Genomic DNA, 12,918 nt, shown 5'->3' with positions numbered 1-12,918 from the left:
CTTTCTTTTTCTATTCGTACAACGGATGTACATAATAAATATTTGCATCCTTATCAAACCCTGTGACCACAACTTCTGTTCCTTGGTCTATCCTACCGCTATCGTCAAATTTATAGAAGTCACATGCCCTAGCCCTATAAGATATGGCTGCCCCAGTACTATCCAATACGGATACAACCCCATCACTATCCTGTGTCACCCTCAACGTTAATTTCCCTACTAACCCCACTATCTCATAACTCGTTATTGCTAAAGGGCTATTACGTTTCAACTTAACTATTACATATTTATATAACAACAAATAAGCTACAAAAGATACTAACGCTAACAACGCAATAATTATGGCTTTAAATAAGGTATTCGTCATATATGGCACACACAATCTTCCGAGCGACCCAAAAACAATCAATGCAAAACAAGTACACATTAAATTGAATGGTACGAATCCATCAAAATCATGACCTGTATCTAAGTCGAAATTCCCATCGAATATTGACCCGAATACACCTGTTAACAGATTCAGGATTGGTACAGCAAACCCCGTTAGTAAACATACATTGAATATGCTCGTCATGGTATCCATATTCAAGCTACCACCTCCCCCTTGTAAAGGTTTACTCCCATTTCTCCAAATTACCTCCACCTTTTTCCTATATTCTAATATTATTCTCTAGAACCCAATAAATCCCTCTTTATTCACAAACGGAATTATAATTCACTGGTGCCTTTGTTTCAGAACAGAATCATGGAATCTTTGAAGTGTTAGCAGAGAAATTACCGCCCCACATAAGGCCAGAAACATATCCCATTGCGTATCCCAGACATCTCCTTGAGTCCCTAAAAAAGCATCCGCTGCACTACCAGTAGTTACCGCTACACCCCATTCTATTAATTCGTACGAAGCGCTAATCGCAAGACAAATACTAATAACAAGGAAAGACAATAGTTTACCACTCTTTATAGGGGACTTGTATAATAGTATTTCTCGACAAATAATTGCAGGCACAAAGCCCTGTACGAAATGACCCAAACGATCGTAATAATTCCGATCAAGCTGAAACGTATCTCGTAGCCAATTAAAGAAAGGCATTTCAGCATAGGTGTAGTGCCCCCCTATGACCAAAATAATCGCATGTCCTAATATCAAAACATACACTAAGTTGGTCAGTCTGAAACGATTATAAGTGATTAGGATGACTGCCAACCCTATCAGAGCAGGTAGTACCTCCAAAAACCACGTGAACAAATCCTTCGGATTAATGACAGACCAGAGTAAAGTTACCAAGAAAATTAATAAGAAGCCAATATGTTTTAGTTCAAAATCCATCTTATTTTGTCCATGATTCACTTCAATTTCTTCTCCTTTGCGTTCCATTGTAGTACAAATTGAAAACTTGAAATTCCCCCTATTCTCCCCTTCGATTTATAGAGGGGTTTACTATCCCATATGGTTACATTTAATTTATTAATTTTGTAAAATTTTACCCGCCTTTCTCGAATCCTGACAGTATTCTCCAAAAAACCATTAATCCCTCTTTATACCAATACCAAGAACTCAAACAAGTGTGAGGGTCCCTCCACACGATACGTTTTGTGGCTTGCTTATATTCCATAGAAGTAATATTAATTAAACTTCAATAGCCATCCTAAATAGGATGGCTATTGAAGTTTATTAATTTTTTCTACAAATATAGTGCTGTCAAATCAATCTTTGGTACTAGGCCTTCTTGCGAAGCTCGGCTTAACAAGGCAACAACCGCCTTATACCCTGTCTCACCAATATTTTCGGTGAACTCGTTTACATACAGTTTAATGTGTGCTTGAGTTACTTCAGGGGACAATTCTTGACTGTGGTGCAGTATGTACTCCTTCGATTCCTCCGGGTGAGCCCAGGCGTATTTTACCGAGGCCTGAATCCAACCGGTGATTGCAGGTAAATCCAGTGAACGTCGAGCAATGATCGCACCCAGCGGGATCGGTAGGTTAGTATCTTGCTCCCACCAACTGCCTAAATCAGCTAAGAGGGTTAGCCCATATGAAGGATAAGTGAAACGTGCCTCGTGGATCACAAGCCCCGCATCAACCAAACCGTCACGCACCGCAGGCATTATTTCATGGAATGGCAAAACGACAATCTCACCCACTCCCCCTGGCACATGTTGAGCCGCCCATAACCGGAAAAGCAAATAAGCGGTTGATCGTTCACTAGGAACCGCTACACGTCTACCGGATAGCCTTGCTGAATCATTGTTACAACCCGCACGGTTTGACGTCAGTACCATTGGCCCGCAACCTTTACCCAAAGCGCCCCCACATGGCAGCAATGCATACTCAGACAAGACCCAGGGAAGTGCAGCGTACGAAATCTTGACAACATCTGGTCCCGCCGAGCCGGCTGCCAAAGTATTCGTAATATCAATGTCTGCGTAGGTTACATCAAGCCGAGGTGCACCAGGAATTAGACCGTGTACCCAGGCATGAAAAACAAATGTGTCGTTGGGACATGGCGAAATTGAAATTTTCACACTAAAACACCTCCGTCAATACTGAGCTAGCTACTTCCAAAACGTCTAGAGCGTCCTTGATGCGCCAAGTAGATCGATCACGCGGACCGACCATGTTGGAGATTGCACGAAGCTCCAGAACTGGCAAACCGCGATCAACTGCTGCGAATCCTACACCGAACCCCTCCATAGCTTCAGCAGTGGCCCCTGGTATTCTAGTAGCCAGTTCTACGGCTCTCTCTGCCGTACCGGTAACGGTTGATACCGTGAGCACTGGTCCAGTAATAACCGGCAACCCGGCCACTAGCATCGCTCTAGTAACACGCTCCACTAGCTCCACTATACTAGCATCGATTTGGATATGGCTGCAGCCGAAGCCCAAATCATCCACACTACGAAAACCTTCTGAGGTCTCTGCACCCAAGTCGGCCACCATAATATCGTTTGCTAGCACGAGTGAACCCACCTCAGCTCTACCAGGAAAACCCCCACCAATACCGGCACTTATGACCAAACTGTACTCAGAAGTAGCCAATGCCTTAGCTGTGTTCACTGCGGCAGCTACCGAGCCGACACCAGCCAACAGGACATCAAACCTCGAATCGCTATGTAGCCCACGCAATACCGCATCTCTCTCGACCGAGACAGCGGTCATTATAAGAATACGCACTTCAGATTGCTGACCGCAAGACATTAAACCGAATGGTTTTTCTGCTCTTTGTTTAATCTTCAAGTTCCTACTCCCTTGTATTAGTTTCGAAATTTCTCTCTAATCCTATTAACTAATAAGCTGCATTTATATAGTCTCCCAACAATTTATACCCCTATGCCTAATGTCAGTTTCTCTTGTTGTAAAGTTACTGTCAAACAATCGTTTTCCAATAGAAAGGATCTCTTTATGTCCCAGTATAAACTGATTAATTAACTCAAGCAAACCTTGCAATAGGCATCCTATTAAGTTATAGTAAAAGTTAATGGGTTTCGTGCGGACTTATATTTCTTAAGAATACCTTTTAATACCGTGGGCGTTTGTATTTTTACGTATTCTTATAATGGTTTCTGCAAAGACTACATAATGAGTTTTATAGGAATTGGCCTCTCGGATTTTCTGAGCAAGACTGGTTGCTTAAAATACTATGCTCGTATACTTCATGATTTGTTCATGTTGGCTAATCATTTAAAGAATTTTAAAGTAGGAGGTACTATTCACTTGACCAAAGAAAATAAATTGCAAATTATCCCCCTCGGTGGCCTAGGGGAAATTGGAAAAAACACAACCGCTATACGCTATAATGATCAAATTTTGTTAGTCGATGCCGGTCTGGCGTTTCCTGACGATGATATGTTGGGGGTGGACCTCGTTATCCCTGATTATACATACCTCATTGAAAACAAAGACATGATTCTGGGCATCCTGATCACTCATGGCCATGAAGATCATATTGGGGGACTACCTTACTTATTGAGACATTTGAGCGTTCCTATTTACGCAACACGCTTGGCCATTGGTTTAATTCAATATAAACTAACAGAAGCTAAATTGGGGCAAGTAACCACCCATGTCATCCAACCTGGAGAAACCATAAAACTTGGTTCGTTCTCCGTAGATTTTATCAATGGCAGTCATAGCATACCTGGCACCGTCGGTTTAGCCATTCATTCTCCCCTAGGAACCATTGTTCACACTGGGGATTTCAAACTAGATCATACACCAGTGAGTGGAGGGGTCCTTGACTTACATAAATTTTCAGAGCTTGGCGACAACGGAGTTCTTTGTCTCATGTCTGACAGTACCAATGTGGAACGTCCAGGATTTACAAAATCTGAGCGCCTCGTTGGAGAAAATATTGACAAGGCATTTGAGGACGCAGAGGGGCGAGTTATTTTTGCCAGTTTTGCTTCCAATGTCAATCGGCTTCAGCAAGCGATCTCCGCTGCCTCCAAATACAACCGCAAGGTTGCGACCGTAGGACGGAGCATGATCAATGTCGTGAGCATAGCCTCTGAGCTCGGTTATCTCGATGTCCCAGAAGGCACGCTCGTTGATGTTGACGAGGCCATGCGTTTACCGGCCAACCAGGTATGCATCCTTACGACAGGCAGTCAAGGGGAGCCGATGGCTGCCCTAACCCGTATGGCCATGCATAATCACCGTCAGATTTCCATTTATCCGGGGGATACAGTGATTCTTTCTGCTTCTCCTATCCCTGGAAATGAAAAAGCAGTGTCTCGGAATATTGATCTGCTCTTCAAGTTAGGGGCCAAAGTCATCTATGAATCTATTTCGGGGATGCACGTTTCAGGTCACGCCAGTCAAGAAGAGCTTAAACTCATGATAACCATGGTAAAGCCTAAGTACTTTATTCCGGTCCACGGGGAATACCGCATGCTCATGAAACATGCTGAACTCGCTGGACAACTAGGAATCCCTAGGGAAAATATATTCGTAGCCGAAATTGGCAATGTGATAGAGTTTACAAGCCATGGGGCTAAGTTTGCTGATAACGTTACTGCCGGTCGAGTTTTTATCGATGGTTTAGGAATCGGGGATATTGGAAATAGTGTTATGAAAGACCGCACACTCTTATCCCAAGATGGAATCCTGATCATCATTTTAGCCTTCAATAGCGCAACAAGTAGCATATTAGCCGGCCCAGATGTTGTCACTCGTGGTTTTGTCTATGTTCGAGAGTCTAACTTTATGCTCGATGAGGTAAAAGCGATTACCAGACAAACTATTGCCCGCAGTCTCCAAAATGGTATCCGAGAAACTCCCCTTTTACAAAATCGCGTCAGGGATGCTGTCAGCAGACATCTTTATGATAAGACCAAGAGGCGCCCTATGGTTATCCCGATTTTCCAAGAGGTATAATAACACTCACTTTCAGTCAAGATCAAAGCGCCATGTGTCTTCGCAAAATGATATGACATGCCCTTTTTTGAGGCATGTCATATCATTTTCTTGATTTTCTAACGGACCCGAAGAAGCGGATAGTCATTAATTTCTCAGGCAGTACAAATCGTCTATTGCGTTCACATTGCGAAACACAGGGCCCCCGATGAGGTTAATTTCTCTTCGGGGCCTAGATTATTATTACATTTCTGTTGCAACTATATAATCACTTTAATAGGTTAGTATCCAAGGGGAACCCAGTTCCATCTCCCTGAAGTAGTCTCTCAAGAGTTCGATAGTTCTGCGCGCCATATAGCGCGCGACCATCTACAATATAACAGGGAACAGTATGAATACCTAAACTATGGGCTTCTTCAACATCCTGCAAAACAGCTTGTTCATAGGTCCTAGTCACGAGTGCATTCCTAAATTTCTGCTGATCTAAACCGATCTGCTTAGCTAATTCGCACAAAACGTTCAAGTCATTAATGTTTTCTTCTTTTTGAAATTGCGCGGCAAAAACTGCATCGTGATATTCGTTGACCAACCCATGTCTTTCCGCAAATTTAGCACCTTCTAAAGCTAATCTGGAGTGTTTACTCTTATTATTAAAGGTCATGAGAAGACCGTACTTTCGGCCTAACGCCTCAATACCAGCCTTCGCCCGGGCAAGATTTTCCGGAGGCTTTTCTGGGAGTTCAACCCCTTCGGGCCTAAGTTCAAAGGCTTTCCATTCTACCTTAATATTTTTGTCCTTAACCAACTGGTCAAGTGGGACTTTCCCAATTATACAAAAGGGTCATAAGAAATCTGAGTAGACCGTCATCTTTTTTGTCATAGGAATTTAAAGCTCATCATAGTAAGGGAACTGTTCGCCAGTCGATTTTGCTATCGATGAAAGATAATCATTGCCCATATTCGGTCTATGATCTTCTTTAAATCCCTTACCTACTAATAGTTTTAACGTATTCCTATTCGATGCATAACCCGACAGATATTTAGCGCCTTGCTCTTTGGCAAACTTACGCAAATTTTTAAGGATCTTATCAAGCAAAGCATCACTTAATGGGTCGAAGTCTTCATTCTTGACTAAGACGATATCGTTAATGAAAACCTCGTCCTTATTAAGCTTTGATATAAGAATCGTAATAATCTTGTCTTCTAAACCTAAATTATCAACCCACATGATTTGTGGTAATTGCACCCCTAATAAACTGGCAAGCTCCGGACTCTCTCTATTCGATTCATAATATGTCTGTAATAGTTCGACGAGCCCCCGGTTATGTGCTCTAGCCTGAACTGAAATGTTATAAAGATCAGGATATTTCAGTCTTACTTCATCATCCCGTAATACCTCAAGGCTGAGGTCCTTCCCTATTTCTGCTGCTATCTCTTCAATAGGAAATACACTATTAATTTGTTCCTCCGATGGATTCCACTCTTCTGTATAGATACGCCATGGTTTTAGTTGTGTAGACATCTTATACCTCACGCCTTTCAAAGATTAACTTTCATTGTAATCCAATCATACCGCATTTGACTTTAAATCGCCAATTCCCTTATCTTTTCCCTATACAAATCTATACAATTCGGCTGAATTAAAAGACCATCTTCTTCCAAAACAGAAAGAAGGTAATTCGGTCCACTAAAGTTGAATCGAGACTTCGGTGAAGTCTACATCTACAAAAGTTAAGTCTTGAGTAGCACTCCCGCTTATAGAATTGGGAGTCTCACAATTGGCTGAATTGACATTAAAAAAAGAGACAGAGATTTAACTCTGCCCCTTTTTCAATAATTTTGATACTACTTAGCCAGATCTGGTACTGCTTTCTTAAGTAGCTCAATAGTTGCAGGATTAGTGACTTCAACCGGTTTTGTTGCAAGATCATCCCCTAGGTCTTCATACTTAATACCAAAACTATGGTCAGCGGTAAAATGACCTCTTTCATCCGTTGGGTTTTTCCACATTATCTTGGCCGGGTCATATTTCTTCTCCGCGTGACAAGAAATACAAATATCCGCAGCCTTATCCTTTTGGAGCAACGAACCAGCAGCGTTTGCCTTATGCACAGTATGACAAGTCATGCACCCTTTAAGTTGTCCACTTTGAGAATGTGCACTGGCTGAGAAGTTTCGTGTTCCATAATGCGTGTTTACAGTAATAACTCCTGTTTTTGCATCCTTTGCCGGATCAGACTTATGACAGGTTAAGCAATCTTCCGAATCAGGGACGTTAATACTGCCCTTTTTCTTATCATTCGCAGCAGTTACGTGAGCCGAGCCTGCGCCGTGGCAAGATTCACAGGACACCCCCAGACTTGGGGAATTCGCTTCGACTCCGGGGCTATGACATTTGCCACAGGTGTAGCTCTCTGCCGACCACTTGGGCTTTCCATCTTCTCCAAGAACGGGTTTTTTATCAGCATCGAGAACTTCCTTGGCAGGCTGCACCTCCCATTTGTCTCCCGCTTTGTGTACCGCTGCAACGCGGTAGATTTTCTCCTTAAATCCAGGGACTTTAGCGACCACATAGTCATCCATCATCACGCCTAACACAGTGCCTTCTTTAGAAAGATCAAGTTGAGCAGGTGTTTTATTTTCTGTATTCAATGCGTCATATACGGAAATTGTTCCTAAGGGAGCGGTCATTGGATATGCCGACAGGGGTTTAAAGGCTGTTGAGTGTTTACTCGTCTGGTAGGATGTGTGCGTACCCTCGTGACATGCTTTACAAGAGGCATCTCCGGCATAAGTCGTCGTAGCAACTGGTGTAGGTGGTGTAGGCGTAGGGGCTGGAGTTTGCCCACATCCAGCGAACACCAACGCACTTAGAAATATAAAACCTACGACTAATATACCGTACCTTATCCTATTTATCATTCGTTTACCCTCCTAGTAAGATAATTTATCACTTTATCTTGCAGATGTCCCTCCTTTTATATTTCTAGCCATAGTATGTAACGAATTGATGGATACTATAGCAAGAATTTCGTAAGTTTATAAATATTTTTTTATAAAGGATGACGGAATGATTATCTAGAACGGCAAACAAAGAGAGTTTGTAAAAAACTGGTTTCAGTTTATTACAAACTCTCTTTGTTTTGATATCTATGTTTTAGTTATTAGTTATAGCAAATCCCCAATATAATCCAGTATATCAATAGCCCGGACAATTCCTACCGGTTTTTCCCCTTCAAATACCGGCAAAATATTAATCCCCTTTGTCATCATGATACGAATTGCATCAGATACATCCTGTTCGGTTTGAACAAACTCAGTGACTAGCGGGCGTATAGCCTCTTCAACCTTAGTAGAAACGCTATTTCCTAAAGAAGTTTTACCATAAAATCTGCTCCATGACATTGTGAAAAGCTCATTATTGTCATAACTCATAGTTTTTCCTTTTATGGTATTGAGTATATCCCTCACGGTTAAAATACCAGCAAGTTTCTCTTCCGTTCCTTCTCTTTTAAAGACTAACATGGAACGATGTTCCTTGCTGTCAATATGATAGGTTTTAAGAACCCTTATAGCATCTTTTAAGGTATCGGTATTATAAACTACGGGGTATTCAGAAATGGGAACCATTAACTCTTTTACTTTTTTCGTTTCAGGCATAATAAGTTCCTCCCTTTCTCATCTTGTATTTTTTTCCTTGTTAGGTTAACAATAACACTTATTAGAAGAATAACAATGACTTTAGTCAGTTTATTTAATTATTCAGGAAGGAATGATCACTATTAACAATATCGTCCGCAGAAAAATCGAACAAACTTACGAGCAACTTAGCCCTTTTGAACTGAAGGACAAATTAATTAGCCTTGCCAATAAAAATGGAGATACTAGCATTTGGGCGATGCTCAATGCGGGCAGGGGCAACCCGAACTGGATTGCAGCAACACCACGAGAAGCGTTCTTTACCCTCGGCCAATTTGCTATGGAGGAGACACGCAGCACCTGGAGAGATGCTGACCTTGCTGGCATGCCAAAGACCAACAACATCTCAGCACGTCTGAAGACATACCTGGAACAACATCAAGATGCCCCTGGAGCCGATTTCCTCAAGAAAGCCCTTGATTACGGGGCAATCAATTGGGGATTTAATCCAGATGCCTGGATCCATGAACTCGTAGATGGAATTATCGGCGATAATTACCCAGTACCCGATCGCATGCTCTCTCATCTGGAACAAGTTGTTCATGATTATCTTATTCAGGAAATGTGCAATAATGATTCTCCACCTGGAAAATACGACTTGTTCGCGGTTGAAGGTGGCACTGCGGCGATGTGTTATATTTTTGATTCTTTGATCGCGAATAAGTTACTGTCCATTGGAGACAAGATTGCGCTCATGGTACCCACATTTACCCCCTATCTCGAGATTCCACATTTAGAACGCTATAACTTTGAAATTATTAGAATTAATGCGCTGGAAATGGATGAAAGGGGCATTCACACTTGGCAATATGCAAATTCAGAGATTGATAAACTTGCCAATCCTAGTATAAAAGCTTTATATGTTGTTAACCCAAGCAACCCACCTTCAGTAGCGATAAGAAACGAATCGAAAGACCATATCATTAAGTTGGTAAAAGAGCACAATCCAAACTTAATGATTATTACAGATGATGTATACGGCACCTTTGTCAATAAATTCCGTTCCCTAATGGCTGAATTACCGTTCAATACACTTGGAGTTTACTCGTTCTCAAAGTATTTTGGGGCTACTGGTTGGCGTCTGGGAGTTATCGCGGTTCATCAAGACAATGTCTTTGATCAACTGTTAAAGGATCTCCCGCGCGATGAAACTGATGCGCTGGCAGAGCGTTATGGAACAATCAGTTTGCATCCTGAACAACTTCGGTTTATTGATAGGATGGTGGCGGACAGTCGCCAAGTCGCTCTTAATCACACTGCAGGTTTATCGACGCCTCAGCAAGTACAAATGGGGCTATTTGCTCTCTTCGCGTTGCTTGACAGGGAAAATCGTTACAAGAAGTTAACTCAGAGAATTTGTCGCCATCGGCAAGAATTATTATACGAAGGCTTTGGACTGGAGTTACGCACTGATCAGTTTGACGCGGCGTACTACAGCCAAATTGATTTGTTGGTGTGGGCTGAAATTAAGTACGGTCACAAATTCTCGGACTATCTACAAGCCAACTATGAACCCACAGACATCCTTTTTCGTTTAGCAGAGGAATCTTCGATTGTACTACTTAACGGCTGGGGGTTTGGCGGGCCAAAGTGGTCCATTCGCACTTCTCTGGCCAACTTGAATGATGAAGCTTATCTACAAATCGGAAAAACCGTCCAAAAAACGTTTGAAGAATATGCAACCTCCTGGAAGGCTTTAAAATAACCCCGCCCTCGTTCTTAGACAAAGAGACAAGGCTAGAAGCGAATAGCGCCTCTAGCCTTGTTTCATAAATATTCGATCCAATAAGCCACACTTTCATTTCAAAATAATTTCAAAGAGACAATCAATCGAAAATTTCCAGATCATCTGGACTTTTATCTTTTGATGGAATTATAGCGTCTCTTTCTTTCTTAGATGTATTGACGGTTGGGGAGTTTTTATGAGTTGACGTCTGGTTAGTGACCTGTTTAGATATTTCTTTCCGTTTAGGGGACAAAGTAGTTCCTCCTTTCTAATCTTAGAATTAAGCCATTTTGCAAAACGGTTTTTCAGCTTAAGTACTTATTGACCGTGATATGATAAGTATGTTTATATAGCCACTCAATTATGTGATTTGATTATATCTTTAAATTATCGGCCTTGAACCGTTCAACTAAAGTTGAACATTGAGACTCCGTTGGGGAGTTTCCCCCCCATAAAAGCGGAGTACGGAATACTAATTCCCACTTATCGAATTGGGATTCTCACGATTGGATGGATGAAGGATATTCGCTATTAAAAATAGATGCTAATTTATAGCAAAGAGAGGTTGGAAGCGTTACAATGCTTCCAACCTCTCTTTGCTATAATTGGTTTGTCTATTTACTTCCAAGGGTATACAGCGCCGATTCCAATACTTGATCCTGAGCAAGCTTGCTCTTGATTTGGGATTGAACTCCAAATTCAAAAATCATCGGATACAGCCTTTTAACCAAATCGGGAGGAAGTTGAAGTTCAGCGGCAAGGTTACTCAAGCGCTGAATAATTTCATTCTGACGGTTAGTATCTTTGACCCGGTCCAAGCGTTTTTGATCTCCAACTTTTTGGACGATTTGCATACGATCTGCTAACAATTTAATAATAGTTTGATCCACCCTGTCAATCTGGGTGCGCAACACTTCCAGAGTATCTCCAATCCCACCAAACGTGAAAACTCTCTTAACTGATTCCGCGACCACCCCAAGCTCGGCGGCTAGCTGGATAAACTGTTCGGGGGTCAAAGACTGGGGTCCATCACTGACTGCTTCAGCGGGATTAGGGTGAGTTTCAATTAACAATCCATCCGCCCCTGCTGCGATAGCCGCCTTAGATAAGGAAGCTATTAAGTCTCTTCTACCGGCTGCATGACTCGGGTCGACAATGACTGGCAAATGGGATAGTTCTTTGGCCACTCCAACAGCACTTAAATCTAAGGTGTTTCTGGTACTGGGTTCAAACGTGCGAATACCCCGTTCACAAAGGATAACTTGAGGATTACCAGCCTCTAAAATATATTCGGCAGCCAGCAGCCATTCCTCTATTGTCGCCGCCAACCCTCTTTTAAGAATAATCGGGGTCTTGCTTTTACCGACTAATTTCAGAAGCTCGAAATTTTGCATATTCCGCGCACCGATTTGAATAATATCAACCTCATCGACCACTAGCTCCAGACTAGCCGCATCGATAACCTCTGTCACACAAAGGAGTTCCTGTTCTTTAGCGGCTTTAACCAAATAGTTGAGACCTTCCAAGCCCAAGCCCTGGAAACTATAGGGTGAGGTACGCGGTTTGAAAACCCCACCGCGCAGAATCTTACCACCCGCCTGTTTGACTGTTTCGGCAGATTGACTCATTTGAATACTTGATTCTACGGCACAGGGTCCACCCATAAGGATAATTTCTTTTCCTCCGATGGTTATCCCTTTGACCTCAATGGTGCTTCGCGTAGTTTTAAGTCCTGCTAATCTTAAATCGTTCATACTAATTACCTCCCTCAAATATAAATTTGCGGGGTTTCTTTCTCTGCACGTTTCACTCATCCTCGACCCTCAGGCGCCGGCGATAACCTTAGTTGCACTTATCTTTTCAGAAAGTATATAACTATATCAATTCTTTCTGAGTGCAAAATAATACGCCTGTCCTTCGATATGGACAGACGTTAATCTGCTGTACCACCTTAATTGACGCACAGAACAATCTGCGTCCTTTTTTGCAGAGTGCCAACACACCCTTAGCCCGGTAACGCTGGCTTTGCGTTGGTTACTACTAAAGCCTAAGCTTTTTCGTTCCACCCTCTGGGGCCCATTTACTCGCTCCGATACCTGCCGAGCTTCCACCTTACTCGACTCTCTGTGAGGTTGATT

Annotated in this window: 12 protein-coding genes; 2 read left to right on the top strand and 10 right to left on the bottom strand. The window is 42.3% G+C overall.

Going from position 1 to position 12,918, the window contains the following annotated elements:
• Positions 1-10 precede the first annotated feature (10 nt).
• The 4 genes from E4K67_RS11130 to E4K67_RS11115 all read right to left on the bottom strand — a co-directional run bounded on the left by E4K67_RS11130 (position 11) and on the right by E4K67_RS11115 (position 3,198).
• The gene (locus E4K67_RS11130) at positions 11-583 is read right to left on the bottom strand and encodes an NfeD family membrane protein (protein WP_476728668.1); all 573 of its coding nucleotides are present in this window, start codon (positions 581-583) and stop codon (positions 11-13) included.
• A gap of 132 nt (positions 584-715) precedes the next feature.
• Positions 716-1,327: a DUF2238 domain-containing protein gene (locus tag E4K67_RS11125; protein ID WP_135546964.1), complete on the bottom strand. Its 612-nt coding sequence runs from the start codon at positions 1,325-1,327 to the stop codon at positions 716-718.
• 355 nt (positions 1,328-1,682) lie between these two features.
• On the bottom strand, positions 1,683-2,525 hold the full coding sequence (locus E4K67_RS11120; RefSeq protein WP_135546566.1) for a 1,4-dihydroxy-6-naphtoate synthase: 843 nt from the start codon (positions 2,523-2,525) through the stop codon (positions 1,683-1,685).
• A 1-nt stretch (position 2,526) separates the two neighbouring features.
• Positions 2,527-3,198 carry a futalosine hydrolase gene (locus tag E4K67_RS11115; protein WP_135546962.1) on the bottom strand — a complete coding sequence of 224 codons (672 nt, stop codon included), beginning with the start codon at positions 3,196-3,198 and terminating at the stop codon, positions 2,527-2,529.
• 516 nt (positions 3,199-3,714) lie between these two features.
• Here E4K67_RS11115 and E4K67_RS11110 point away from each other — a divergent pair.
• Positions 3,715-5,376: a ribonuclease J gene (locus E4K67_RS11110; RefSeq protein WP_135546564.1), complete on the top strand. Its 1,662-nt coding sequence runs from the start codon at positions 3,715-3,717 to the stop codon at positions 5,374-5,376.
• A gap of 247 nt (positions 5,377-5,623) precedes the next feature.
• Here E4K67_RS11110 and E4K67_RS11105 read toward each other — a convergent pair whose 3' ends face one another.
• The 4 genes from E4K67_RS11105 to E4K67_RS11090 all read right to left on the bottom strand — a co-directional run bounded on the left by E4K67_RS11105 (position 5,624) and on the right by E4K67_RS11090 (position 9,015).
• Entirely contained in the window at positions 5,624-6,235 is a 612-nt protein-coding gene (locus E4K67_RS11105) for a DsbA family oxidoreductase (protein WP_135546563.1), read from the bottom strand.
• A gap of 6 nt (positions 6,236-6,241) precedes the next feature.
• The gene (locus E4K67_RS11100) at positions 6,242-6,877 is read right to left on the bottom strand and encodes a hypothetical protein (protein ID WP_135546561.1); all 636 of its coding nucleotides are present in this window, start codon (positions 6,875-6,877) and stop codon (positions 6,242-6,244) included.
• 323 nt (positions 6,878-7,200) lie between these two features.
• The gene (locus E4K67_RS11095; RefSeq protein ID WP_135546559.1) at positions 7,201-8,277 is read right to left on the bottom strand and encodes a cytochrome c3 family protein; all 1,077 of its coding nucleotides are present in this window, start codon (positions 8,275-8,277) and stop codon (positions 7,201-7,203) included.
• Between the two features lie 246 nt (positions 8,278-8,523).
• A complete protein-coding gene (locus tag E4K67_RS11090) occupies positions 8,524-9,015 on the bottom strand; it encodes a CBS domain-containing protein (RefSeq protein ID WP_135546557.1) in 492 nt (163 codons plus the stop codon).
• 112 nt (positions 9,016-9,127) lie between these two features.
• Between E4K67_RS11090 and aspD the strand changes: the two genes are divergently transcribed.
• On the top strand, positions 9,128-10,759 hold the full coding sequence (aspD, locus tag E4K67_RS11085; protein WP_199242516.1) for an aspartate 4-decarboxylase: 1,632 nt from the start codon (positions 9,128-9,130) through the stop codon (positions 10,757-10,759).
• 121 nt (positions 10,760-10,880) lie between these two features.
• On the opposite strand, the gene E4K67_RS29725 is transcribed toward aspD, so the two are convergent.
• A complete protein-coding gene (locus tag E4K67_RS29725) occupies positions 10,881-11,033 on the bottom strand; it encodes a hypothetical protein (protein WP_158408454.1) in 153 nt (50 codons plus the stop codon).
• A gap of 361 nt (positions 11,034-11,394) precedes the next feature.
• Positions 11,395-12,534 (bottom strand): 3-deoxy-7-phosphoheptulonate synthase, encoded by a 1,140-nt coding sequence (aroF, locus tag E4K67_RS11080; RefSeq protein WP_135546555.1) that lies wholly within the window; start codon positions 12,532-12,534, stop codon positions 11,395-11,397.
• Positions 12,535-12,918 lie beyond the last annotated feature (384 nt).

Source organism: Desulfosporosinus fructosivorans, assembly GCF_004766045.1.
GTDB classification, from domain to species: Bacteria; Bacillota; Desulfitobacteriia; order Desulfitobacteriales; family Desulfitobacteriaceae; genus Desulfosporosinus; species Desulfosporosinus fructosivorans.
The sequence above is the reverse complement of the archived record's forward strand: the minus strand, read 5'-3'. Positions and strand labels throughout refer to the sequence as shown.

Bases quoted from the DNA above. Each gene is read 5' to 3' on its own strand.
- aspD (WP_199242516.1), top strand. From the start codon at position 9,128: ATGATCACTATTAACAATATCGTCCGCAGAAAAATCGAACAAACTTAC.
- E4K67_RS11125 (WP_135546964.1), bottom strand. From the start codon at position 1,327: ATGGATTTTGAACTAAAACATATTGGCTTCTTATTAATTTTCTTGGTA.
- E4K67_RS11130 (WP_476728668.1), bottom strand. From the start codon at position 583: ATGGATACCATGACGAGCATATTCAATGTATGTTTACTAACGGGGTTT.
- E4K67_RS11115 (WP_135546962.1), bottom strand. From the start codon at position 3,198: ATGTCTTGCGGTCAGCAATCTGAAGTGCGTATTCTTATAATGACCGCT.
- E4K67_RS11100 (WP_135546561.1), bottom strand. From the start codon at position 6,877: ATGTCTACACAACTAAAACCATGGCGTATCTATACAGAAGAGTGGAAT.
- E4K67_RS11095 (WP_135546559.1), bottom strand. From the start codon at position 8,277: ATGATAAATAGGATAAGGTACGGTATATTAGTCGTAGGTTTTATATTT.
- E4K67_RS11090 (WP_135546557.1), bottom strand. From the start codon at position 9,015: ATGCCTGAAACGAAAAAAGTAAAAGAGTTAATGGTTCCCATTTCTGAA.
- aroF (WP_135546555.1), bottom strand. From the start codon at position 12,534: ATGAACGATTTAAGATTAGCAGGACTTAAAACTACGCGAAGCACCATT.